Source organism: Microcoleus vaginatus HSN003, assembly GCF_022701255.1.
GTDB lineage: Bacteria > Cyanobacteriota > Cyanobacteriia > Cyanobacteriales > Microcoleaceae > Microcoleus > Microcoleus vaginatus_B.
On the sequence record NZ_CP031705.1, the window covers coordinates 4378945 to 4401869 of the forward strand.

Consider the following 22925-nt stretch of genomic DNA (forward strand, 5'->3'; position numbering starts at 1 on the left):
TCTAATATCATTTGATTCTGATTCAGTAGGGTGCGTCAGATTTTTAAGTTCATTATCTAACTAATAGGTTAATTGTCTCGCGAAAGACAAATCTCTCGGTAGGACGGCAAACCTAAAACCCTTGATTTATAAATGATTGAAATTCATGGACACAACTGGACTCGAACCAGTGACCCCTACGATGTCAACGTAGTGCTCTAACCAACTGAGCTATGCGTCCTCACGAATTCCTAATGTAGCAGAACATTCGATCGCCTGTCAAGCATAAATATGAGATTTTTTAAGCGGGCACTCTTGACATCGCCCCTAATGGCGAATCCCCCGCCAAATCTTCACAGTTCGATCGCCCGCACCGCTAGCCAAACTCCCCCCATCAGCACTAAACGCCACCGACAAAACCTCCCCCCCGTGGCCCGTCAGAATTTCCAGCAAACCCCCCGTACCCGCATCCCACAAATAAATCGTGCCATCCCGACTCCCCGTCGCCAAAACCCGACCATCGGGACTCAACGCCACACACAAAACATCCCCAGAATTGTCCCTCATACTCCGCAACAGCGTTCCTCGCCCCTGTGCATCCACCCGCCACAGCTTCGCCGTACCATCCCGACTCCCCGTCGCCAAAACAGATCCCCCCCAGCCCCCCCTTGAGAAGGGGAGATAGAAGAAATCGCAGCAAAAACGATCGCCCGCACCCAATCCCCGTGCTCTGCTAAAGTACAAATCGATCGACCCTTTTGCCAATCCCACAACTGCACAGTCTTGTCCCGACTCCCACTAGCCAAAAACTCCCCGCCAGCACTAAAAGCCACCGCCTCCACCCCGCCAGCGTGACCAGTCAAAGCCGACATCCGCCTTCCCTTATTCAAATTCCACAACTGCACAGTTTTGTCCCGACTGCCGCTAGCCAAAACCTGACCATCCCGACTAAACGCCACAGCAGAAACCCTGTCAGAATGACCAGCCAAAGCGTACCACCACTTACCCTTATTCAAATCCCAAATATGAATCATTTTGTCCCGGCCGCCACTAGCCAAAGTCGCGCCATCAGGACTAAACGCCACACAAGTCACCCAGTCAGAATGACCCGTGAGAGTGTACCACCGCTTACCCGCGTCCAACTTCCACATCTCAATCGTCTTGTCCTCACTGCCGCTAGCTAAAGTCGCGCCATCAGGACTGAAAGCTACCGACGTGACAGCATTAGAATGCCCTACCAGAGTATGAACACACCTCCAAGTAGGCGCGCGTGCGGGTACAACCCTCTGCATCGGCGGCACAGGTATAATTGTGCCTGCAAGCGTTGGCGGCACTGCATTCTGCACCACAGGCGTCCTCTGCGGCGCGGAAATAGCAGGGGCCGCCGGAGTCGGAACCTGTGCCGCCGACTGCTGCGGCTGCAAATCTTTCAATACCTCAGCTACAGATTTGTAGCGCCGACTGAGACTCGATTCGATCATTTTGTCGAGGATGCGACTTAATTTCGGATCAATTGGAACCTTCAAAAAGTCTCGCCAAACCCAAGCATCTTGATTGATATCAAACAAATCAAAAGGAGATATTTGAGTCAGCAAATAAATGCAAGTTACTCCCAAACTGTACAAATCGCTGGCATAAACCGCTTGACCTCTAATTTGTTCCGGGGCCACAAATTCGGGAGAACCGATGACTGTACCTGTTTCTCTCAAACCCTCCACAACTTTTGCAGCGCCAAAATCAACTAAAACTAATTCCCCCGTTAATGTGGGGTAAGTATAAATGATAGGAGTTTGAGAAATGCGGCGGCGGATAATATTGGGCGGTTTAATATCTCGGTGAATTACACTGCGATCGTGCAGGAACTGCAATACTGGCAATAAATCCTTCAGCAGACTGAGAATCTGACTTTCGCTGAAAGGCCCAGCCCGCGCCAACTCTTCTTGTAAATTCTGACCTTCTATAAATTCCTGTACCAAATACTGATAGCGTTCCTGCTGAAAGTGCGCTAGCAGTTCGGGAATTTGCGGGTGTTTCCCCAACTCGTCCAGCCGCACCGCTTCTCGGTTGAATAATTCTGCTGCTTTCTCGCTGCTGCTGGTACCTTGAGATAGCGGGAAAAACTGTTTAATTGCACAGCGCGGTTTTGAGGGTTTGTCTTGGTCTACTGCTAAAAAAGTGCGACCGAAACCGCCGCGCCCCAGGGGTTTGATGCCGCGGTAACGCTCTCTCAGCAACAGTTTGGAGCCGCAATTCAGGCAGAATTGGGTACTATCGGCATTTTGCGGTTTTTGACAAGCGGGGTTTAGGCAGTAACTCATAACTGAACCGAGAAGGAATCAGCAGCACATCTCTATGATACTGAGGCACAAGGGCGATCGACTCTCGCGTTACAATTATAGTCCTGGACGCACGGGCGACCAGAAACCGGGTTTTTAACCAAAATATTTGCTTAAAACTTTCAATCTAGGTTCAAAAACCCGGTTTCTTTGTTCGGGTGCATAAGTCCTAAATTAGAAATTAAATGACTGAAGTCCTTACTACAAACTGGTTAGTAGTCATGACTTTAGTCCTCATAATTTAAGATGTTGCTTTCACTTCCAGAGCATACTCTTTAAACCTTTCCAAGTCAGCCATAAGAGTCGATTCAACTACTCGCGCTAGAAATGAATTGTCCATCAATTTTGCCAGCCAGCCGGGAACTCCATAAGCTACCGTCAGTTTGACAATGCTGCTGTTTTTGCGATCGTAAAATCTTATCGCACCCCGATTTGGCAAACCGTCTACCGATTCCCACTGAATTATCTGATTCGGCACTACTTTGAGAATCCGAGAAAGCCAGCTAAATTCTAACCCGCCAGTTGCGAGTTTCCAGCGCGACAATTCCGGGTTGTCTTCGAGAATGCGAACTGATTCGATCCACTTCATCCAGCGCGGCATTTGCTCTAAGTCTGACCATAGTTGCCACGCTAATTCGATGGGAATTGCTACTTCTACTTGGACGCTGTGTTCTAACCAATCAGTCATACGATTTTAGATTTTAGATTTTAGATTTTAGATTTTAGATTGTGGATTTCTCGTTACTAGGCAGAGCCTAGTAACGCATTTCACTCTTGCTCTGCTTCGCGTTTCCTGTCTAAATACTGGAGGCAGAGCCTCCTGATAGGCATTCCCAGGCTATGCCTGGGAACGAGAGAAAACGAGAGAGGACTAATGACTAATGACTGTAAGCTTCGAGAATTGCCTTAGCCGCTTGATGACCTGAAAGTGTCGCTCCTTCCATGCTATCAATGTAGTCTTGCTGAGTGTAACTTCCTGCTAGAAAGAAATTGGCGATCGGAGTTTTTTGAGCAGGGCGGAAAACATCCATTCCCGGTGCTTCGCGATACAAAGATTGAGCGAGCTTCACTACACTGTACCAAGTCATGTTTAATTCCCGCGCTGACGGGAATAAATCCTGAACTTGCTTAAGTACGTGTTGGGCGATCGCCTCATTACTTTGTTTAATAAACGGATCTCCCGGTGTCAGCACCAACTGCAGCAGCGAACCTTGTCCTTCTTGATAATAATCTTTGGGACTTGTCAGTGCCAAATCTGCAAAACAAGAAAAATCTGCATCTGCTGAATATAGCAAATTATCGATTCCTACAGCGTGGCTCAACTGTTTGCGCTTGGCTTCGTCTTCGAGTTCCGTTACCCAACCGTCGAACCGCAATTGTACTGTAGCCACCGGCACCGCATCTAATTTATAAATGTTGTCAAATTCTGACCATTTGCGCCAAGCTGGGGGCAATATTTTCTGAATTCCGGGCACGTCGCAGGCGAAAACGTAAGCGTCTGCGGTAATATTTTCTTCTGTTTCGCCGTTAGCTACTAGCAAGCCTGTTACGCGGGTTTCTTCGCCTTCTTCAAACTGAATTTCTCTTACTCTGCGCCGCGTGTAAATTTTGGCTCCTTTGCTTTCCAAATATTCCACAATTGGTTTGTGCAAATATTCGTTGGGAGAACCAGCTAGCATCCGCATGACAGAGGCTTCGGTTTTTGATGCAAAGAATTGGAAGATTGTCAACATACACCGGGCTGAAATATTTTCAGTGTCGATAAAACCCAGTGCGTAGGCGATCGGATTCCACATTCTTTTGAGCGAGTTTTGGTTGCCACCTTGGCTGCGGAACCAGTCAGCGAAGCTAACTTTATCCAAATCGCGGATAGTTTTCATTGCCCCGTCAAAGTCTATCAAACCTCGGACGATCGGGCTAGTTCCCAGGGCGATCGCGTTTTGAATTTTGTCTTGTACGGATAGCTGAGATGTCGTGAAAAACGCCTTCAATCCGTGCAAAGGAGCACCCACGGGAAAGCGAAAATCTAAAGAACCAGTTTCGCCGCCTCGATTAATAAAAGTGTGGACGTGTTCTTTGAGGAGCAAATCGTCAAAAGCTCCCACTTTTTTCATCAGCGCAAATAAGTTATAATAGCAGCCGAAGAAGACGTGCAAACCCATTTCAACGTGATTCCCATCGGGATCTACCCAACTGCCGACTTTACCCCCGACAAAGGGGCGGGATTCAAAAATTTCTACTTCGTGGCCAGCCTCCACTAAATCGACTGCTGTGGTCATTCCAGCCAGTCCCGCACCTGCGATCGCAACCCGCATTTTACCTATCCTTTACAGTATTTTTACAAATTGTAACAAAATTTAGAATATCAGAAATATTATTAAAGTTCATAAATGCCGATCGCCATTTGTATAGCCCTCTGAATTCTTGCTAGGACATCGGCACTAAGTTGACCGTAAGGGTCTTGTTCTAGATAAGTCTTTTGGACAGTTATAATTTGCTCGCAGACAGCCAGCGAGTCAGATTCTAAACCTCCTTCACCAGCAGGAATCAAAACCCGAGTCGGAGTTTCGCCTCCTCTAAAATCGCTAGTAAAAGGGACAATCAGTACAGTACGGCTAAATTCATTCCGGCTATCTATGGAAACGACAGCAACAGGACGCTTTTTGGTATCTCCGATCGTTCGCAAAGCTCTAACAAGATAAACTTCGCCTTGTCGCGGATAAGTTTCTGTCATTGTCTCAAAGACCTTCCTCTATTAAAATTTCTTCCATTTGTTCCTGAGCAAATGTTGCCCATTCTTCCTCAAACTCAATATCTTCTTGGCTGCGGTTTTGATAAAATTTCCGCAACTTATCTTCGATTTGCTTAGCGTACCAGAGACGGAGAGCTTGTTCTATCGCCTCCGTCCAATTATCAGTAAGTTGGTCTATTTTATCAGCGAATTCAGCATCAAGGGCTACTAACACTTCTCGCTTTTGAGTAGAATTTGACATACTCATTCTCCTTAATAATTTAAAAACGAGGGTGCGCTGCGGCGCACCTTACAAATTACTTTTACCTCTTTCTTCTCAAAACAGTCAACAGTCAACAGTCAACAGTCAACAGTCAACAGTCAACAGTCAACAGTCAACAGTCAACTAACTTCAAAACATCGGCATCAACTGAAGCGGCCCAATTCCCAACTCTTTAGCAGACACCCAACGCACCTCAAGCAAAGCAACCATATCCTTAAACTGAGGCTGACCGCGAGAAGCACCCATCAACCCTTTGGCAATAATTAAACCGCACCAACCGTTGGTTAATTTACAGCGGCGGTCCCACTTCTTGCGGGCTTCCTGATGCACCGGGTCCTCTTCATTAAACTCCCCAAATAAATACAGCTCGCCATTTTTAGTTTGCAAAATACCTAAGTCGTATTGCTCATCTTGAAAAGGATTTTCGCCCGGATTAAAACCAATCCCCTTCACGCCTCCAGCTTCTTTCAAATCCTGAATCATAGTTTTTGCCTTCGGATGAGAAGTTTGGATCATCACCACCGGCAAACCATCTCCGGCGGTATTAATATCAATTTCTGCACTTTGGTGAAACTGGACACTTTCGCGCAGGAACTCTACCGTTTCCCAAGGTACGGCGCCGAGACTCAAAAATGAATTTTGCGGCACCAAATCGTCCCGCAGCAGTGGCTTGTCAAATTCATCATCATCATCGTCATCATCGTCATCATCGTCATCACCGAGCATCTGTAATAATTCGTCTGACACCTCGGGCATCGTGGAAACTTTAACGGATACCTGTTGAATTTCTCCGTCAGCCTGCGGAACCGGGATGCGGTAGCGGCTGCTAAGAGTGGGAAACGTCTCTGATCCCAATTTCCGGCGGCCGTTGCGGAAAAAGCGATGAAATGCTTCGAGAGCAACTAACATCGTGAGGGCTTCTTCTTCGTAAAGAATCGATCGCAATCCTTCTAAAGGATGCAGGTTGCCGAAATTTGGTTCAATTTCCGAGGGAGGCAACTCGGCTAAATCAATTTCTTCCTCGTCGTCCTCATCAATATCGGTGGCACTTTCAAAGGTGAGAAACAAACAGTCTTGCCCTAAAAAAGCCTGTTCTAAATCTTCAAAAGATTCATCATTGACGACTCGTTCTCGAAACCGTTTTAAGGATTCTAGAGAACGGTAAAGTAAAACTCCGTAATCCATTCTGCCTTGCCCCAATACGGACACGTAGAGGCTGGCGACATCCCACTGATTGATTTCAATAGATATAATTTGGTGTTCGCTCAAAGTCCGCCACGGAGCATCTTGCCAAATTTGAGCAGCTTTTTCCATTAAAACATCAGCATACTGAGGGGGCAACTCAGGAGGTCTGTTGATCGCGACCTCTTCCATGCCGCGAAATATTTCGTCAATTAGGGGCAATTCCGGCACATAGTCAATGGAAATGCCTAAATCTTGAAGTACGCCCCGCAGATAAAATTGAATTTCTCGGTTTTTGACTACTATTTTTTGGGGGCGGACTGCGGGGGCCGGACTTTGGGGATGTTCCATTGCCCGTAGCAGGGCCCGGACGATCGCCTCTGGGCCAGCATCTGGGCCTACCATGTCCATAGCCCTGACGACTCCTTCGGAGCCATCGACCCAGAGAATGCACTCGCCACCAGCTTCTAGAACGTCATCGTCATCTATCATCATGTGTGAGTCAGCATTAGATAAGGGTCGGCGATCGCCCTCCCACACGCTGGGAATTTGAGGTAAGTTTTGTAGCCGACGAAGAGTAGAGCGATTCAGCGCTGCCATAGAGTAAGCCCGTTGGGTGAAGCATTGTTGCGGTGCCGGTAGCCGGTCAACCGCTGCTTCTCAATCATAAACCCTATAGGGGGAGAGGGCATCAAGCTTGGGAACGAGGCGCCACGGGAATTAAAAATTAGAAGCTAAAAATTCTGCCTTCAGCATCTAACCCAATGCCTTCTGGCGAATGCCTGTACAATGGAGCAATAAGATTAAACTCTTAGTATTAGACAGTCTCAGGAGTTCGGCAAATTATGACTCAAGCCATTTCTGAAAAGCGCGGCATTCAAATGACGGACTCTGCTGTCCGTCAAGTTTTAGCCCTGAGAGAGAAACAAGGTAAAGACCTCTGCTTGCGGGTAGGGGTGCGCCAGGGCGGATGCTCTGGAATGTCCTACGTGATGGATTTCGCAGATCCAAGCACTGTGAAATCCGACGATGAAGTGTTCGACTACGACGGTTTTCAGGTAGTTTGCGATCGCAAAAGCATTCTTTATCTCTACGGTTTGGTTCTCGACTTCAGCGATGCTATGATCGGGGGCGGCTTTCAGTTTACTAACCCCAACGCAACTCAAACTTGCGGTTGTGGCAGTTCTTTTTCTACATAAATCGGAAAAGAGGGCATGGGGCAGAAAGTTGTTAACTGCCCCATGCCCTTTTCCATGCAACATCCCAAATCTAAAATCCAAAATCGAATGACCCCTGAAGAATTGTTTAAAGACGGTTTCGATCGCTACCAAGCTGGCGAAGCCCCGGCTAATCTGATCCCCGTGTTTAAAGAAGTGTGCGAAAAAGCTCCCAAAAATGGCAATGCCTGGGCTAGCCTCGCGTGGCTCTACCTGTTGGAAAATAAACCTGCACCGGCTCAAAAGGCAGCGAAAACAGCCGTTAAATTGAACCCTCACGACCCCCAAGCTCGCATCAACCTAGCAGTAGCCATTCTGGATCTCAAAGAAAAAGGAGTGCGGCCCCATGTAGAAGTGGCTCAGCAACTCCTGATGGCTTCGGAAGAGTTGCTAGACGAAGTTAAGAAAAATTTTGAAGAAGGATTAAACAGAAAACCCGACTGGAAGAGTCTCGCCCGCGTTAAACAGTGGCTTCTGGAGCCGTAACCACGCAAAAAAGTCGATTTTGAGGCGGGGATCGAGGAAATCGGCTTTGCGGTTTATTACGACATCGTAATAAATCAATAAATAACTTTATGGAAAACTCAGAAAGTCAGTGCTAGTATTTGAAAACTTAGACGATTCACAAATCCGCTCAGCGGTTTTCAGATTTTACTACGATAATACTAGGAGTTGTAAAAACATGAGCAATGACAGCCACGTTAACATCAAACCAGCAACCCGCAACCACAAAGGTTTCTTTATTCAGCCCGCTTCTTACAAATTGATGAGCATCGATAAATCCGGCTGGGCCTTGATTTGCATGGACAAAGCAGTTTGTCACTATGTAGATCCGGATGATTTGCAATTGCCGAATAAATCGGGAATGTCTGAAGGTTAATTCTGAAGTTTTGAGAGACTTTAAGATGCTTTATTTGAGTAGCTGCCCTCTATGGAGGGCAGCATCTTTTTTTGGTCAGAAAAAAGTCCGGCAACAAAGTCGTGTACAGGATTTAAGGGATAAAAGGATAGAAGGAAGAATTACCGATTACAAATTAGCGATTACAAATTCCCTAATTGTTAGATTTCAAGGCAAAAAGCATCTCCAACTGAGCAGTTGTCGGTTGTGTAGAAGCTGTGGCTACGCTAACTCCTCGGAGAGAATTGAGCAATTCAGCGGCTGCCGGCGAAACTAAATTTGGCTGTACTGCAAGCAAATATTGGTTAGCCCAAGACATGGTTTTTTCCATATCTATGTAAAAGTAACCTTGGTTGGCCCGCGGTAAAGAAGTAGCGATCGCCTGAAAACTCGCACTGCTGCTTAGCGGTTGCGGTGGCGTCGAAGTAATCACATCGACTAAAGGCCCGCCGAAAGCTACAAACACAGAATTTTCATTCAGCCAACCGTGCCCGAATAAAGTGCCTTGCTGGGGTATTTGCCACTCCGTAACTTCTTTGCCCTCAACGGTTCTGGGGGCGACACTGACTGTAGGATTGCTTTTGGCGATCGCATCAAGTTTTTTCAGAGTTGCTTCTGCAGCAGGGCGATCGCTCGTTTCAAAAATCATCGCCGCCCCCAGGCCCAACTGAGACAAAATGCCTTGATTGGAACCGATCGCCCCGATCGCAAATTCCCCATTCATCCAACCAAAAACCTCACGATCGGCATCCAAATCCAACCGCTTAAAACTATTCCTCACCTGCTGAACTCCCCTGTCAACTTCCGGGCTATCTTGTGCCTCAGCGGTTACTTGCGACCAAATTTTATCGATTCCCTTGCCGCCGACTAAAGCAATAGTTTCATCCGGAAATCTGGGCAACAATTTCGATGCGAACTGTGGATTTGGCTGCACGAATTTAGGGTCTAACTGAGCAATAGTTTTTACCCTCAATCCCTCACTATCTGCTCCAATTCCCGCAACCATTGACTTAACTTGTTTGAACTGCGACAACACTGTCCAAGGCAACTGGATATCTGCGGGCAAATTCGCTTTCAATTGCTCAATTGCAGCAGGATAGTCAGCAATATAAACAGTTGCGATGGGATTCTTGACACCAGCACTCTCTGCAAAAAACTTAGTTGTACTCTGCTGCGTAGCGAGGGAGGGTTCTCCTTTAAAAGTATCGATCGCCAATTCCACAGGCTTTTTCAAAGGAGCCATCACTAATTGGTCGTTCAGCAAAGCCACACTGTAGCGCTTGCCAGTTGGCTCTGCAATCTCAAAGATTTTAACTCCTTTATACTCGCTTTCTTGAGTAGTTGCACCGGGCTGAGATTTTAATTTATTAGCAAAATTCCAAGCGCTAATTTTATTTTTCACGCTGACTACTACCAGCAGTTTTGGAGGCTCTGTATTCGTCGCAGCATCAGGGGGCAGCAAAGCGACCATCACCCCCCCTAACCAAGGCTTTAAGTCCCTGTCAAAGTCGATTTGAGTGCCTGCCAAGCTTTGTTCTTGAAAGCCCTTCAAACCCTGACCGATCAACTTTTGAGCTCCTGGCGTGCCAAATCGCTGCAACTGGGCCAACGCTTGGGGATTGGGGGAGATAAACGCGGCCATCATTGCTTCGTCGGGTACAATTTTGGCGCTGTCTTGAGGGTTGGATACTTGTTGGCTCAAACCCTGGAAGTAAAAGTAGACCGCAGCGCTACCTGCTGCGACGGTGGAGGCAGCAATTAGAAGCTTTGATTTTTTTGCAGGCATGGTTTGTGTTCCTTGTGTCCCATATCAGTTTAATCAAAATACAGAAAGCTTGTGAGGAGGCGATCGGGCCGACGCTCTAGTTTTGTATAATTCAAAACAAGTTTGGACGATCGTCTAAACTGCTAGAACTGTGCATTATTGGTAAAAGATGAAAGTAGCGATCGCGGGAGCAACGGGATTTGTAGGTAGCCGGCTGGTGGAGAAGCTGCAAGCTGCGGGACATCAAGTGGTGGTTTTGAGCAGGGATGCGGCGAAGGCTGGCCGAGTTTTTCCCGCTTCAGCTTATCCGAATTTGGAAGTTGTCGCCTACACTCCAGCGGAGTCTGGTGATTGGCAAAAATCGATCGCGGGCTGCGACGCTGTTGTCAATTTAGCAGGGGTTCCGATTGCAGAGGAAAGGTGGACGGAGGCGCGCCAGCAAGCAATTCTGGACAGTCGCAGACTGACGACGGCAAAATTGGTCGAGGCGATCGTCAATGCTAATCCTAAACCATCGGTGTTTGTTAGCGCATCGGCGATCGGCTATTACGGAACCAGCGAAACCGCTGAATTTGACGAAACTAGCCCTGCTGGGGATGATTTTTTAGCAGCAGTTTGCAAAGACTGGGAAGCAGCCGCCCAACCTGCAAAAAATGCGGGAACGCGGCTAGCAATTTTGCGGCTGGGGATAGTTTTGGGAATGGGAGGCGCGCTGGCAAAAATGCTGCCACCTTTTAAACTATTTGCAGGTGGGCCGCTGGGCACTGGGAAACAGTGGTTTTCTTGGGTTCATCGCGAGGATGTGGTTGATTTAATTTTGTACGCTTTGCAAAATTCGCAAGTTGAAGGCGTTTTGAATGCGACAGCACCGAATCCGGTGCGGATGAATGAATTGTGTCAAACTTTAGGGGAAGTTTTAAAGCGGCCTTCTTGGTTGCCGGTGCCAGGTTTTGCTTTAGAAATGCTTTTGGGAGACGGGGCCAAACTTGTTTTGGAAGGGCAGAAAGTGTTGCCGAAACAAACTTTAGCTAGTGGTTTTCAATATCAATATCCGACGCTTAAATTAGCACTCGAAGAGATTTTATCGGCAAGTTAGGAACCTCCGGAATAGAACCCGCCGAATAGAATTCGGGGCTAAACAAACAAAGTCCGCCTGCGCGGACTCAAACAAAATTCCTCGTTACCAGGCTCTGCCTGGTAACGCATATCCAGAGGCTCTGCCTCGCTTTCGCCGAAAGCAGATGAACCATCAAGAAATAGCAACCGGGTTGACAATTCCCGCCGAACTCCCATTCCTTCAAGCTATCTGCTGGCAAATTGCTGATGTAAAAAAATTGAGTTTCACGGAAATGCTAAGCCGCTACGAATCCGGCTGGCATTATTGGGGAGTTTTGGGGAAACCTAGCTCCGAGGAACTGGCTTTTATTCAAGCAATTAGCCAACAGCATCAATCTTGGTTAATAGCGGAACTGGGAAGCAGTTGCTCGCCAAAAACCCCCGAAAATTGGGTAAGTTCTCAAGCAATGTTTAAACGCGAAATTCATCAAAAGATATTAACTGTACTCAGCCACTTGAATGTCGAATTTCTACAGGAATGTCGGGGGTATTTTGGCGGCGGAACGCTGGTAAGTATGGAACACGGAGAATATCGGTTGAGCCAGGATATTGACTTTATGTGTCCGATGGATGATGGCTACCGTCTCCTGCGCCGAAAAGTTGCCGAAGGAGGCTATGATGTGATTTTTGCTAGTCGCGATTCCCTTGGGGATAGCTTCGCTTCACGCATTGTTCTGCCGAACGATATTCAAGCCAACCAGTATGGGATAAGATTTCCAGTTATTGTTGGTGGCACTACTATTAAGTTCGAGATGGTTTGTGAAGGGCGAATTGAGTTTGGCGAACCAAATTATCCAAATTGGTCGCCTGTTCCTTGCTTGAATCAAATCGATAGTATAGCAGAAAAGCTTTTGGCAAATGCGGATCGATGGCCGAGCGATCGTGTAAATTCTAGAGATTTAATCGACTTGGCTATGCAAAGGTTAGCGACTCCGATTCCTCAAGAGGCGATCGACAAAGCTGAAGCAGCTTATCAAGTTATGGAACCGCTCGATCGAGCGATTCAGTATTTCCAAGATCGTCCCGATTATCGGGAAAAATGCTATGAAGTTTTGAGTATCGCAGAGTCAAATAAAGTTATTGACGGTATCGATTTACTAGCTCAGGATTTAGCCCGGGAAATCACAGTCAGGACATTTAGCGAGACTATTTCCTCGTTCCCAAGTAAGCTTGAAGATTAGATGCTTAAATGCTAGATTTGGTATACCTCTCCTCGTTCCCAGGCTCTGCCTGGTAACGCATATCCAGAGGCTCTGCCTCGCTCTTTTCCCTTCTTTTTCCCCTCGTTACCAGGCTCCCCTCGTTCCCAGGCTCTGCCTGGTAACGCATATCCAGAGGCTCTGCCTCGCTCCTTCAAACAAATCATCCGACTCAACAATCAATCAAATCAACTGGCAACAATCCATCCTGACCCATATAATTTCGATAACTAGAATATCTCCAACAAGCTGGATCGTCAACATAGCCGCGCCTAACAGGATTATTGTGGATATACTCCAATTTTTGCAACAGCATTGCCTCATCCAAAATAGCTTGCGGGTGGAACCCTTCTTGCCATAGCTGATATTTTTGGTATTTTTTGTGTAGCTTTTTATAGAAGGCGAGTTGATCGAGGATGTTGGTAACTTGATTTTTTTCAAGCAAGTCAATTATGGAGCGAGCAGTAAATGATTTAAAATTTCTCATTTGCGTTGACAATTCAGAAGAAGTTACGATTAAGTGCAAGTGATTTTCCATCAGCACGTAACCGTGTAAAGCTAAACGCTTCTCCCGTTGCATAAAACTTAAGGAATCTAAGACTATTTGTGCTATTTCTGCTTGAGAAAATACAGGAATCCAGTTGATAATTGTAGTGGTGACAAAGTGCGGTTGGTTGTCGGAATATATTACTTTGTATCTGCTTCTTCCCATTGGGGCGATCGAGGGTTTGTTGGTGGGTTAGGGCGAGGCGGAGCCTCTGGATATGCGTTACCAGGCAGAGCCTGGAAGGGAAATTGAGGGTTTGTTTGAGGGTTGGGGCGAGGCGGAGCCTCTGGATATGCGTTACCAGGCAGAGCCTGGAAGGGAATGGAGGGTTTGTTGGCGGGTTAGGGCGAGGCGGAGCCTCTGGATATGCGTTACCAGGCAGAGCCTGGGAACGAGGGATTTCCTGTTTAAATTATCACACGATCGTAATAATGGTGGCAATATAAAAATATTAATACTCATCTACAAACTGAGGATGAACCCACAGAAATTCGCGGCGTCTGTTCTGCACCCGCACCAAGCCACCAAAGCCAGGATCTTTTGCTTTTAGCAGCGCGTGTAATTCTCGCAAAATCGAGCCTTGGGCACGGATGGCTGCTTCGCCCTGTTGCCAATCAGGGGCATCTCTGTCGCTAGACAAATTAGTCGCTAAATCGCTTCCTTTCAAGGTAGACTCGATGCTTTTTTGTCCTAAATCGAGTTCTTCTTCAATACCTTTGTAGGTGGCTTCATCTAGCATTAGCTTGGTTGCCGAGGCTGCTACAGGTAAGACTAAACTAAGGGTTCCGCTCAAAATTTTGAGATAGGGGGCTGCGTTGGTAAACCATTCGCGCGACACTTCCAATTCATAAACTCCCTTCTTTTTGTCGTTAGGATTTAAGGCGGGAAGCGGTTGACGAGAGTGTTCGCACCAGAGGGTAATTTGCAATTTTGTACTTATCCATTTGGGGCGATCGAAAAACTTCGGATCGACGGGCTTGAAACTGAACAGGCGCGGGCCATCTTTCGCTTCATCGGTGAGCATTTGCATCAGCGACGCAAATTCCTCATCGACTTTGCTGAGAATTATCCGCTGATCCTGAGACAATGACTGAAAGCGTTCTTCACCTCGACGATCGAAAATCACTAAATCTTTTCGGATGATTTTTAGCTCGTCTTTGAAAATATTTCGCAATTGCTGAATGCCGATTTCTTGCGATGGGGGTTGAGCAGTCGGCGCGTTATTCAGCAGACAATCGATGTTTTGCCATTCACCACAGCTTGAAATGGGACAGGGATACTCATCACGATTCTTCTTTTTGCTCTCAATTAGTTTCTCAACCTCAAATAAACCGTTTCCCGGCGCATTCTTACCACAAGTCGCAATGCAGGGAACCATCACATTACATCGCAATCCTTCCCAGAAATTCTCGACTAGCCATTTAATCTCTTCCGTGAGATAAGACAAGAACCGTTCTGGATAAGCAGCCCGCACCGTGATTTTTACATCCGTGTTAACATATTCCAGCAAAGCCCTACCGTTGTAGTCGTTGTCCAGCATCAAACCCCGTTGCCAATGGATACTTTTTTCGTAATTGCAGCGCCCCAGTGAGTATTTGTGCAAGCGCACAATCAATTGATAAAACAATCCTTCTGCTACTGCAAGTTGTCCTCGATCGTCCACAATCCGGCATATTTGCACTTGTTGTCTATCTCCCGCTTCCGGTTGCTCTCCCCAATTGGGCAATTCCGGGCGTGTATCGCGTACAAGTTGAGCAATCAAGCTGGTATTGCTGGGTTTAGCTGGGTCGAGCACCACCCGGTAGGACAAATCGAAGCGTTCCATCAGCTTGAGAAAGATGGGATGTAGTTCTTGCCGGTAGCCGTCCTCGCCTGGAAACGGGGGATTACTCCATAATTCGCCCAGATGCTGAAAATCTACTAAACCGTTGCGACGGCGGGTTGTTTCATCATCGAGTACGAAGCTGATTGCCTTTGCTAGCCAGTCGGGTTTGAGGATGACGATATCCCGCAGTATTGGATCGTAATGGTAATGGATGAAATGCCCCAAGGTATGGGAAATGCGAAGGAAAAGTTCTGCTTGTTCTTTATCGATTCCCTGTTGAGCGCAGATGGCAAGGACATCATCGTAGGGCAGATAGGCTTTGTCGTTTGTCTGCAAGATTTCCCGCACTCGCTGCCACTTGGCGGGAACGGAACGTCCCATTTCGGGAAGAGATGCGGCGACACTAGCAATCTTTTGTTTTAATTCTGCCAGCCCGGTGCAGGAGTTCTGAAGGTCGGGTTTGCTGTCTATATGGAAGAAGTCAAGCACCGTATCACTGCCGAATCGATCCTGAATTTCCTGTCTGTCAATGTCGGGTTGTCGCTGTCCGGGGCCGCCGTGGGTTGCGACTACTAGCACTTTGGCATCTGGTTCCCGATGTTTGATCAGGGTAATCCACTCTTTGACAAAGCCCTGCTGGGGGCCTTCCCGTGGCTTCCACACCACCAGATACACGGCTGGTGCACTGAAAAACAACTGGTGTGTGGGTCGATAAATCGGTTGACCGCCAAAATCCCAACCATTGAGTGAGATATCTGTGTGGCTGTCGGGATGGGTGACAATAACTGGCTTAATTTCAACGCCGTGAGTGGTGGGACGACTTTCTAGCCATTCATCCTCGCGCAATGCTCCCAACAGACAACTCTTGCCCACCTCACCTTCACCGATCAAAATCAGTTTGGCTTCATTCAGGGTGATTTGTGCTTGTGCTTTTGCCCGCAGGTATTGCAAGACGGCTTCAGTGCCTTGCTCATAGGCAGCAGCGAGGTCAGGATTGAGAGGGTTGTTTTTGAGGTCAAGCAGTTGCAACCTGGCGAGGGATGCGATCGCCTCTAGTAGTTCCCTCAGTTGGTTGTTTTTGAGGTCAAGCTCTTGCAACCTGGTGAGGGATGCGATCGACTCTGGCAGTTCCCTCAGTTGGTTGTTGCTCAGGTCAAGCTGTTGCAACCTGGTGAGGGATGCGAGCGCCTCTGGCAATTCCGTCAGTTGGTTGTTGTAGAGGTAAAGCTGTCGCAACTGGGTGAGGGATGCGAGCGCCTCTGGTAGTGACCTCAGTTGGTTGTAGGAGAGGTAAAGCTGTCGCAACCTGGTGAGGCAGCGTATCGCCTCTGGCAGTTCCCTCAGTTGGTTGTTGCTGAGGTCAAGCAGTTGCAACCTGGTGAGGGAGCGTATCGCCTCTGGTAGTGACCTCAGTTGGTTGTAGGAGAGGTAAAGCTGTCGCAACTGGGTGAGGGATGCGATCGCCTCTGGCAGTTCCGTCAGTTCCATGTAGCTAAGATCAAGTTCTATTGCTCCCTGTCGCCGTGCCTGTTCAATGCGCTGCTGTACTTTCCGATAAGCCTCATTTCCTAACATGGCCAATTCCTTGTTTGGATTTTTGTATATGAGTGCGATCGCCTTTTGAGATGACTCGGGCGATCGCCAGACATGATTTGATTTTGAATATTGCTTAACCTCACTTCAAAATAACATCAATATTTTGTTGATCGTGAGGTTTGAGTAAAGGAGAGAATGGAGGGTTTGTTAGAGGGTTAAGGCGAGGCAGAGCCTCTGGGAATGCGTTCCCAGGCAGAGCCTGGGAACGAGATCAACCCCGTTTTTGAGTTTCTGCGCGATCGCCCAAGCATCCTAGAAACCGGGTTTCTGCGATTATTCTGGCATCTTCACGCCGGATTTTGTTAAGAAACCGGGTTGCTGACTCGTGCGCGATCGTGAGCTTTGAGCAAACTCGCCGGATCGGGCCCAGCGGGGATAATGCAGCCGGGATTCAGCGGGAACAAATTGCCGTAATAATCGCGCTTCACAGCCTCCAAATCGCAAGTGCCTGCAACTCCCGGTAACTGGTACAAATCGCGCAGATAAGCTCCCAAATGCTCGTAATCCTGAATGCGGCGCACATTGCATTTGAACAAGCTGTAATAAACAGCATCAAAACGGAATAGAGTAGTAAAAAGCCGCACGTCTGCTAAAGTCACTCGATCGCCACAAAGGTAACGACTCCTCAAGAGCGATCGATCGATCTCGTCTAAAACAGCAAACAATTCACTGCAAGCCGAGTCATAAGCAGCTTGAGATTGCGCGAAACCGCAGCGATAAACGCCGTTATTCACCGATTGGTAAATCTTCTCATTCCACTCGTCAATTTGCGATCGCAAATCCAGAGGATAAAGATCCATTTGAGGATTGCTAGCAAACTCGTTAAACTCCGAGTTTAGCATCACAATAATTTCCGAACTCTCGTTATTGACGATCGTCTTTTTCGAGTCATCCCAGAGTACCGGCACCGTACACCGCCCCTGATAGCCCGGTAAAGCCAACTGGTAAAGTTCCGGCACCGTGTTGCAGCCAAAAGTCTCCGACTCCATCACCCACATTCCCCCTTCAGAGGGATAGACAATCGACACCGATATCGCATCTTCAAGCCCTTTGAGCGCCCTCGTCACCAGAGTGCGGTGCGCCCAAGGGCATCCCGTACCCACAAAGAGGCGATACCGTCCCGCAGCGGGTTGGTAAGGGTTGTCTGGTGCAGTGCTGACAAAGTTGCGGAAACTGCTGGTGGGGCGAATGTATGCTCCGGTGCGATCGGGCGGCGCTAGTTTTGACATCATTAATTGCCACATTGATGTCCAGACAAATTTGCCTAGCTTGACTGTTACGGATGAAGGAAGCGATTTGTTTTTCACAATGCGATTAAAAGAGGTTTGCTAAACATAATCTGCTTATTTTAACTCACATTGCGAGGTTTATTCCCTCGTTCCGAGGAAGAGGCTGGGAACGCAGATGCTTTGGCTCGGCCTCGATTTTGGTTTTGAGTTATAATAATCTACTAAGTCCTTGGCGCTTAACTCAAATTTATGGATTTCACAGGCACTTTAAATCAGATCGTCGCCCTCAGCGTTCAAGATCGGATTCGTCTTGTACAAGCAATCTTAGACAGTATAGCGACAGAACAGGTTCACCCAGACCTGACAGACTTTCAAAAGCAGGAAATCGATCGCCGAATTGATGATTCTGAAGCAAATCCTGATAATGTGCTGACTTGGGAAGAAGTTAAAGCTTCAGTCAAAGCACGAAAATAAACTATGAATTATGCGTTAGTATTCCGTCCAGAAGTTCGTGAAGAAGTGGATGAAGCATACACTTGGTATGAAAGTCAGCAACTAGGACTTGGTGACGAGTTTTTAGACTGTATTGACGAAATGCTCGATCGAATTTGCCAGATGCCGGAGTCATATCCAGTTGTCTATCGCGATGTTCGGCGATCCGTGGTGCGTCGCTTTCCCTATGCTGTGTATTATCGCATTGTATCAAGCCGAGTGATAGTGACCGCCATTTTTCTGGCGTAGCAGAGACTCAACAGCATGGCAAACGCGAACCTAACCAGTTCCCTCGTTACCATGCTCTACCTTCCTCTGTTCCCTCATCTGGGAAGGACTTTTCTAGTCTCTGCCAGAGGCTATTTCAGCATAAGCTCGATCGATCAATCGGCGAGCAACCGTCTGAATTCCCGTATGTTCGTAATAATTGGTAGTCATGTCTAAAAACGCCGCCACATAATCCAATTTGTCATCGGCAACATCAAGGTATTGCTTGAGATGGCCTAAAACTATGGCGGGAGTTAAGCCGCGAGACTGTACTAAATTGTTCATCCAACCTTGCGCTGAGGCGAAACTTGCTGTCACAAATCCGAACTTTTGTGAATTATTTGCGCCGGGAATTAGGTTGCTGATATTTTGGAATGTTGAGTTTTGCTGCAAGGTTGAAGGATTCAATCCGCCTAGGGTATTTTGTGCTACTCTAATGAAGTCCGGGCCGAGGGGAATTAAACCGTCAACACACACTAATGCAGCCATCCGCATCAGAGATTCGCCTCTGTAATGGGATAAATAATTACCAAAGCTTCCCACATTGTCAAGGGAAATATTGTTAAGTTTGCAGAAGGCAATTAGCTCGATCGCCACTTTGACGCACAAGTCGATCGTTTGAGTGGTGTCAGCTTTGGGAGTGAGGCGGTTGAGAAAGGAAAGAAAGCCGATGTTTTCGCCGATTTTACTGGCCATAGCCGTTGCACCTAACGCACTGTCGGCGCTGTCGGCTAACTGGTAAAGCCTGACTACGCCTTGATACGGCTCGTTGGGGTTGGCGTAAAGCTCGATCGCGCGATCGCGAATTTTCCCAACTAATTTGCGCTTTGTTTCCCCTGTCACCGCTTGAATAGTATTATCAAAACCCGTTACATTGTTCCACTCGCCCGGAACAACAAAATCGAGAGATTTTAACATCTTCACAGTGACGCCATCAGACGGCAAATTGTCAACCAATTCCACAATAGATTTGTTCATCACAAACTCCTGAATAGCCAGATTTAAAGTGTTCTTCCAAATACTCCAACTTCGGAAAATCAGATTCCCGATTCCAGATGATTTCCCCAGAACTAAGTAGGTAAGCACAAATAAATATTAGACGACCCGCTCCATTTTTGCAATCCTCTGAGCTTTTGTCTCTTCTCTAACTCTGCGTTCTCTGCGGCCTCTGCGGTTCATTAAAAAAAGTCTTTTCCACAAAACATTTGCATTTCACTCGCCAGCACAAAGTTAAGTTTCATTATATTGACCGACTCAAAATCGCCTAAACGTGTTAAAATAAATGGCGCAAAATAGCAAAAAATAAAATATGACTGTTGCAGTTAACAAAACTCCAGGATTAGCATCGCGCTTAGTAAATGGCGTACTCTCCATCAAGCCTTTGGCCAATCTAGCCAAGCACCAAGCGCGGGAAATGATGATAAAAAGAGCTGAAAAAATCGGAGTGCATTGGCGACAAGAATCCCAAGCACTTTTAGCTCGAAATTGGGATGCAGAATTGCTCAGCGTCCAAAATCCCGATCTTGTTTACCCGAAATATTATCTAACTTCATTCCACGCTTATGAAAAAGGTAATATGAGTTGGGAAGCTGCTACAGAAGTTGAAGTGGCAGCCCGTACAGTTCACGCCGGAATTTGCCCGGAAGCGGGTGCCGAAGGCGATGCTAAACTCCGCGCCAGCTATCACGAAATTATCAAATCTCAAATTGCTTCTTCACCGAAAGATATTGTCGATTTGGGATGCAGCGTGGGAATGAGTACCTTTGCTCTTGGGGATGTTTACCCGGAAGCGAAGATGACTGGGGTGGAGTTGTCGCCTTATTTTTTAGCAGTTGCTAAATACCGTTCTCAACAGCGAGAAGCTGAAGCTTTAAATCAAAAATCTCCGACTTGGGTTCACGCTGCTGCGGAATCTACGGGTTTGCCTGCGGCTGGTTTTGATTTAGTTTCTATTTGTTTAGTTTGTCACGAATTGCCGCAGAAAGCTACTAGAGAAATCTTCCGGGAAGCGAGGCGTTTGCTACGTGTTGGCGGACACTTGACAATTATGGATATGAATCCTCAGTCGGAAGTTTATGCCAAAATGCCTCCTTATATTTTGACTTTGCTCAAGAGTACGGAGCCTTATTTGGATCAGTATTTTGGGTTAGATATTGAGCAAGCTTTAGTAGATTCGGGTTTTGCACAGCCGACAATTACTTGCAATACAGTCCGACACCGCACTATTGTTGCTGAGGCAATATAGCGCTTTTCAGTATAGTGAAGTAGAGATATCGGGTAGGACACGGCAGTGCCGTGTCTAAAGCTGTATTTATTTAATTCGATTGAAAACGGCTATAAATGGTAAAATTGCATAGATATTATTCCATCCTTGGGACGGTGCGTGAGTGTAAATAATCTAATCTGTGGATTTTAAAATTTATGCGATCGCGCCCCCTACCGATAAATAATTCCCGTCCTACCGGATTGGATATTAGGCAGCCGTAGGAGCTATTAACAGCGCCATTCGTTACACATTTTGATAGAACCCTAAAAGAAGGACATCTTCATGAACCCGACAGCCCCCTCTCAAAACGTCATCGATTGTTTGCAGGTTATCTTGGATGCCACTGCATCGAAAAATTACGAGCTTTTTACTACAGTCGGTGATGCAGGCTACAAAGCGAGTATTACACAAAAAATGTTTGACGATGTTAGCGAGCAGCTTGCTTCACGCCTGCAAAAGGGATATTCAATTACTTATTTTGGTGAGATAAAACAAGGTAATTCTCCGATTTATTTGTGGAAGCTGAGTTTTGAAGATGGTGGAGATGAATTTGTGGCACACATGACTATGAATGGAGACCAAGTTGCTGGGATTTTCATCGAATAACATATCTTGCTTGACACGGCGTTTCACTCTCATCTAACGCCGATCGCCTACAACCGTTAATCGGAATCGATCGGGCGGAACAAAGGTGATTCCCCGGCGCGCCGGACGAATTGGCCGATCGATATTCGATACAAACTCACGCGAAGACAGCACCGTTGCTAAAACAAGTTTCATTTCAAACATCGATAACGCCATCCCGATGCAGCTTCGACTCCCGCCTCCAAACGGTAAAAATTCAGAGGCGGAAAACTTGCGCTCTAAAAAGCGATCGGGATTGAATTGAGCGGGATTTTCGTAGGTTTCAGGGCGACGGTGCGCCAAATAGACACAGGGGATTAAAATCGTTCCCGGTTGATATGTATAGCCTTCGAGTTCGATCGTCCGTTTCACCTTGCGCGGCTGCGAAATTAAGGCAATTGGATAAACCCGCAGCGCTTCCTTGCAGACTGCTGTTAAGTAGGGCGACTGCGAAAGCGCGATCGGATCGGGATTCTCGCCCAATTCATCCAATTCCTGCCGCAATCTAGCGAGACATTCGGGAAACTGATGCAGCCAGTAAAACGCCCAAGTCAACGCCGATCCAGTCGTTTCATGTCCCAATAACAACAGCGTCATCAACTGATCGCGCAATTCTCGATCGCCGATGGATTCGCCCGTGTCGTCGCGGGCCATCATCAACACCGACAGAATATCCGTGCGAGACGAATCGAGAGAATGCGATCGCCTCTCGGCAATTTCCGCATAAATCAGCGAGTCAATCTCCGCCATCTGCTGCAAAAACTGCCCCCACGGGCTCCAAGGGCCCAAATTTTGCTGCAACGGTTCAAAGAAAAATTGTATGGAGTAAAGCTCAGAGGTAATCGCCTCTAAAAGCTTGCTGAGCAATTGTTTCAGGCGTTCGTAGCGCTCTCCTGGCACTAATCCAAACACGACTTGCAAGATTACTTGCAGCGAAATTTCTGACATTTCTTCGCGGACTGCGATCGCATCTGGGGCTTTCCAGTCGATCGTCTGCTTTTTCGTCAAATCAACAATCAAATGCCCTTGACTGTGCAACTGTTCCCGATGCAGCGCCGGCATTAATAGCTGTCGCTGTCGCAGATGTCGCGGCCCTTCATTCATAATTAGGGATTCATTTCCCACCAGCGGGCGAAATACGTTGGTCACTTTGCCAAACTCAAAGGCATCGGCTAACGTCGTAAACACCGCCTGAATCGCTTCTGGACGGCCCAGAAACACCACGGGGGGCGAAGCGGGCCCCAACACGCGGGCGGTAAATGTATCGCCGTATTTGGCAGAGTAGCGATCGAAAAATGCGATCGGGTCAGCTACCAGCGAAAGCGTTTGGAACAGAGCAGGAGAACGAGATCCGGTAGGCAGCGTCATTGCAA

The 22925-nt window shown here is 47.3% G+C and carries 21 protein-coding genes, 1 tRNA gene and 2 pseudogenes; 9 read left to right on the top strand and 15 right to left on the bottom strand.

Translation table 11 applies throughout. The annotated features are described in order from the left end of the window. Nucleotides 1-146: 146 nt before the first annotated feature. The 9 genes and pseudogenes from D0A37_RS18970 to D0A37_RS19000 form a co-directional block, all read right to left on the bottom strand. A tRNA-Val gene (locus D0A37_RS18970) sits at nucleotides 147-220 on the bottom strand. A gap of 86 nt (nucleotides 221-306) precedes the next feature. Further along, nucleotides 307-582 (bottom strand): WD40 repeat domain-containing protein, encoded by a 276-nt coding sequence (locus D0A37_RS29515; protein WP_445242553.1) that lies wholly within the window; start codon nucleotides 580-582, stop codon nucleotides 307-309. A 24-nt stretch (nucleotides 583-606) separates the two neighbouring features. Beyond that, nucleotides 607-750: pseudogene (locus tag D0A37_RS29520) on the bottom strand (hypothetical protein); the annotation flags it as partial. Between the two features lie 44 nt (nucleotides 751-794). Next, nucleotides 795-2297, bottom strand: a pseudogene (locus D0A37_RS18975) (protein kinase domain-containing protein); the annotation flags it as partial. Nucleotides 2298-2556: 259 nt separating this feature from the next. Next, on the bottom strand, nucleotides 2557-3003 hold the full coding sequence (locus tag D0A37_RS18980; RefSeq protein WP_190662856.1) for an SRPBCC family protein: 447 nt from the start codon (nucleotides 3001-3003) through the stop codon (nucleotides 2557-2559). Between the two features lie 190 nt (nucleotides 3004-3193). Then, nucleotides 3194-4630 carry a 9,9'-di-cis-zeta-carotene desaturase gene (zds, locus tag D0A37_RS18985; RefSeq protein WP_242716664.1) on the bottom strand — a complete coding sequence of 479 codons (1437 nt, stop codon included), beginning with the start codon at nucleotides 4628-4630 and terminating at the stop codon, nucleotides 3194-3196. A 62-nt stretch (nucleotides 4631-4692) separates the two neighbouring features. Further along, nucleotides 4693-5049, bottom strand: a complete 357-nt coding sequence (locus tag D0A37_RS18990; protein WP_242716666.1) for a type II toxin-antitoxin system PemK/MazF family toxin — start codon at nucleotides 5047-5049, stop codon at nucleotides 4693-4695. Between the two features lie 4 nt (nucleotides 5050-5053). Further along, entirely contained in the window at nucleotides 5054-5308 is a 255-nt protein-coding gene (locus D0A37_RS18995) for a hypothetical protein (RefSeq protein ID WP_242716667.1), read from the bottom strand. A gap of 150 nt (nucleotides 5309-5458) precedes the next feature. Then, nucleotides 5459-7111 carry a DUF6930 domain-containing protein gene (locus D0A37_RS19000; protein WP_242716669.1) on the bottom strand — a complete coding sequence of 551 codons (1653 nt, stop codon included), beginning with the start codon at nucleotides 7109-7111 and terminating at the stop codon, nucleotides 5459-5461. A gap of 245 nt (nucleotides 7112-7356) precedes the next feature. On the opposite strand from D0A37_RS19000, the gene D0A37_RS19005 reads away from it, so the two are divergent. From D0A37_RS19005 to D0A37_RS19015, 3 genes are all read left to right on the top strand, one after another. After that, a complete protein-coding gene (locus D0A37_RS19005; RefSeq protein ID WP_006632680.1) occupies nucleotides 7357-7710 on the top strand; it encodes a HesB/IscA family protein in 354 nt (117 codons plus the stop codon). A gap of 87 nt (nucleotides 7711-7797) precedes the next feature. Continuing rightward, entirely contained in the window at nucleotides 7798-8214 is a 417-nt protein-coding gene (locus D0A37_RS19010) for a tetratricopeptide repeat protein (RefSeq protein ID WP_242716671.1), read from the top strand. A 196-nt stretch (nucleotides 8215-8410) separates the two neighbouring features. Further along, nucleotides 8411-8608, top strand: a complete 198-nt coding sequence (locus D0A37_RS19015; RefSeq protein ID WP_172187588.1) for a hypothetical protein — start codon at nucleotides 8411-8413, stop codon at nucleotides 8606-8608. A gap of 172 nt (nucleotides 8609-8780) precedes the next feature. On the opposite strand, the gene D0A37_RS19020 is transcribed toward D0A37_RS19015, so the two are convergent. Continuing rightward, nucleotides 8781-10412, bottom strand: a complete 1632-nt coding sequence (locus tag D0A37_RS19020) for a DUF3352 domain-containing protein (RefSeq protein WP_242716673.1) — start codon at nucleotides 10410-10412, stop codon at nucleotides 8781-8783. A gap of 148 nt (nucleotides 10413-10560) precedes the next feature. On the opposite strand from D0A37_RS19020, the gene thyD reads away from it, so the two are divergent. Then, the gene (gene thyD / locus D0A37_RS19025; RefSeq protein WP_242716675.1) at nucleotides 10561-11487 is read left to right on the top strand and encodes a thylakoid membrane protein ThyD; all 927 of its coding nucleotides are present in this window, start codon (nucleotides 10561-10563) and stop codon (nucleotides 11485-11487) included. A 145-nt stretch (nucleotides 11488-11632) separates the two neighbouring features. Beyond that, complete coding sequence (locus D0A37_RS19030) at nucleotides 11633-12688, top strand: nucleotidyl transferase AbiEii/AbiGii toxin family protein (RefSeq protein WP_242716677.1); 1056 nt, start codon at nucleotides 11633-11635, stop codon at nucleotides 12686-12688. 190 nt (nucleotides 12689-12878) lie between these two features. Here D0A37_RS19030 and D0A37_RS19035 read toward each other — a convergent pair whose 3' ends face one another. The 3 genes from D0A37_RS19035 to D0A37_RS19045 form a co-directional block, all read right to left on the bottom strand. Beyond that, nucleotides 12879-13418 (bottom strand): REP-associated tyrosine transposase, encoded by a 540-nt coding sequence (locus tag D0A37_RS19035; RefSeq protein WP_242716678.1) that lies wholly within the window; start codon nucleotides 13416-13418, stop codon nucleotides 12879-12881. Nucleotides 13419-13704: 286 nt separating this feature from the next. Further along, nucleotides 13705-16653, bottom strand: a complete 2949-nt coding sequence (locus tag D0A37_RS19040) for a COR domain-containing protein (protein ID WP_242716680.1) — start codon at nucleotides 16651-16653, stop codon at nucleotides 13705-13707. Between the two features lie 323 nt (nucleotides 16654-16976). Further along, nucleotides 16977-17918, bottom strand: a complete 942-nt coding sequence (locus tag D0A37_RS19045; protein WP_242725623.1) for a glutathione S-transferase family protein — start codon at nucleotides 17916-17918, stop codon at nucleotides 16977-16979. A gap of 234 nt (nucleotides 17919-18152) precedes the next feature. Here D0A37_RS19045 and D0A37_RS19050 point away from each other — a divergent pair, with 234 nt between their 5' ends. After that, nucleotides 18153-18377 (top strand): addiction module protein, encoded by a 225-nt coding sequence (locus D0A37_RS19050; RefSeq protein WP_242716682.1) that lies wholly within the window; start codon nucleotides 18153-18155, stop codon nucleotides 18375-18377. A 3-nt stretch (nucleotides 18378-18380) separates the two neighbouring features. Then, entirely contained in the window at nucleotides 18381-18644 is a 264-nt protein-coding gene (locus tag D0A37_RS19055; RefSeq protein ID WP_242716684.1) for a type II toxin-antitoxin system RelE/ParE family toxin, read from the top strand. A gap of 93 nt (nucleotides 18645-18737) precedes the next feature. Here D0A37_RS19055 and D0A37_RS19060 read toward each other — a convergent pair whose 3' ends face one another. Continuing rightward, complete coding sequence (locus tag D0A37_RS19060) at nucleotides 18738-19640, bottom strand: hypothetical protein (protein ID WP_242716686.1); 903 nt, start codon at nucleotides 19638-19640, stop codon at nucleotides 18738-18740. Nucleotides 19641-19971: 331 nt separating this feature from the next. Here D0A37_RS19060 and D0A37_RS19065 point away from each other — a divergent pair, with 331 nt between their 5' ends. Both D0A37_RS19065 and D0A37_RS19070 read left to right on the top strand, forming a co-directional pair. Next, entirely contained in the window at nucleotides 19972-20907 is a 936-nt protein-coding gene (locus tag D0A37_RS19065) for a class I SAM-dependent methyltransferase (RefSeq protein ID WP_242716688.1), read from the top strand. Between the two features lie 303 nt (nucleotides 20908-21210). After that, nucleotides 21211-21534, top strand: a complete 324-nt coding sequence (locus tag D0A37_RS19070; protein ID WP_242716690.1) for a hypothetical protein — start codon at nucleotides 21211-21213, stop codon at nucleotides 21532-21534. A 33-nt stretch (nucleotides 21535-21567) separates the two neighbouring features. On the opposite strand, the gene D0A37_RS19075 is transcribed toward D0A37_RS19070, so the two are convergent. After that, complete coding sequence (locus D0A37_RS19075; protein WP_242716692.1) at nucleotides 21568-22920, bottom strand: cytochrome P450; 1353 nt, start codon at nucleotides 22918-22920, stop codon at nucleotides 21568-21570. Nucleotides 22921-22925 lie beyond the last annotated feature (5 nt).

What these genes read in the sequence shown, in the direction of transcription:
- D0A37_RS19035 (WP_242716678.1), bottom strand. Translation starts at nt 13,418, where the DNA reads ATGGGAAGAAGCAGATACAAAGTAATATATTCCGACAACCAACCGCAC.
- thyD (WP_242716675.1), top strand. Translation starts at nt 10,561, where the DNA reads ATGAAAGTAGCGATCGCGGGAGCAACGGGATTTGTAGGTAGCCGGCTG.
- D0A37_RS19010 (WP_242716671.1), top strand. Translation starts at nt 7,798, where the DNA reads ATGACCCCTGAAGAATTGTTTAAAGACGGTTTCGATCGCTACCAAGCT.
- D0A37_RS19070 (WP_242716690.1), top strand. Translation starts at nt 21,211, where the DNA reads ATGAACCCGACAGCCCCCTCTCAAAACGTCATCGATTGTTTGCAGGTT.
- D0A37_RS19050 (WP_242716682.1), top strand. Translation starts at nt 18,153, where the DNA reads ATGGATTTCACAGGCACTTTAAATCAGATCGTCGCCCTCAGCGTTCAA.
- D0A37_RS18995 (WP_242716667.1), bottom strand. Translation starts at nt 5,308, where the DNA reads ATGTCAAATTCTACTCAAAAGCGAGAAGTGTTAGTAGCCCTTGATGCT.
- D0A37_RS19075 (WP_242716692.1), bottom strand. Translation starts at nt 22,920, where the DNA reads ATGACGCTGCCTACCGGATCTCGTTCTCCTGCTCTGTTCCAAACGCTT.
- D0A37_RS19030 (WP_242716677.1), top strand. Translation starts at nt 11,633, where the DNA reads ATGAACCATCAAGAAATAGCAACCGGGTTGACAATTCCCGCCGAACTC.
- D0A37_RS19060 (WP_242716686.1), bottom strand. Translation starts at nt 19,640, where the DNA reads ATGAACAAATCTATTGTGGAATTGGTTGACAATTTGCCGTCTGATGGC.
- D0A37_RS19065 (WP_242716688.1), top strand. Translation starts at nt 19,972, where the DNA reads ATGACTGTTGCAGTTAACAAAACTCCAGGATTAGCATCGCGCTTAGTA.
- D0A37_RS19045 (WP_242725623.1), bottom strand. Translation starts at nt 17,918, where the DNA reads ATGTGGCAATTAATGATGTCAAAACTAGCGCCGCCCGATCGCACCGGA.
- D0A37_RS19055 (WP_242716684.1), top strand. Translation starts at nt 18,381, where the DNA reads ATGAATTATGCGTTAGTATTCCGTCCAGAAGTTCGTGAAGAAGTGGAT.
- D0A37_RS19015 (WP_172187588.1), top strand. Translation starts at nt 8,411, where the DNA reads ATGAGCAATGACAGCCACGTTAACATCAAACCAGCAACCCGCAACCAC.
- D0A37_RS18990 (WP_242716666.1), bottom strand. Translation starts at nt 5,049, where the DNA reads ATGACAGAAACTTATCCGCGACAAGGCGAAGTTTATCTTGTTAGAGCT.
- D0A37_RS18980 (WP_190662856.1), bottom strand. Translation starts at nt 3,003, where the DNA reads ATGACTGATTGGTTAGAACACAGCGTCCAAGTAGAAGTAGCAATTCCC.
- zds (WP_242716664.1), bottom strand. Translation starts at nt 4,630, where the DNA reads ATGCGGGTTGCGATCGCAGGTGCGGGACTGGCTGGAATGACCACAGCA.
- D0A37_RS19040 (WP_242716680.1), bottom strand. Translation starts at nt 16,653, where the DNA reads ATGTTAGGAAATGAGGCTTATCGGAAAGTACAGCAGCGCATTGAACAG.
- D0A37_RS19000 (WP_242716669.1), bottom strand. Translation starts at nt 7,111, where the DNA reads ATGGCAGCGCTGAATCGCTCTACTCTTCGTCGGCTACAAAACTTACCT.
- D0A37_RS19020 (WP_242716673.1), bottom strand. Translation starts at nt 10,412, where the DNA reads ATGCCTGCAAAAAAATCAAAGCTTCTAATTGCTGCCTCCACCGTCGCA.
- D0A37_RS19005 (WP_006632680.1), top strand. Translation starts at nt 7,357, where the DNA reads ATGACTCAAGCCATTTCTGAAAAGCGCGGCATTCAAATGACGGACTCT.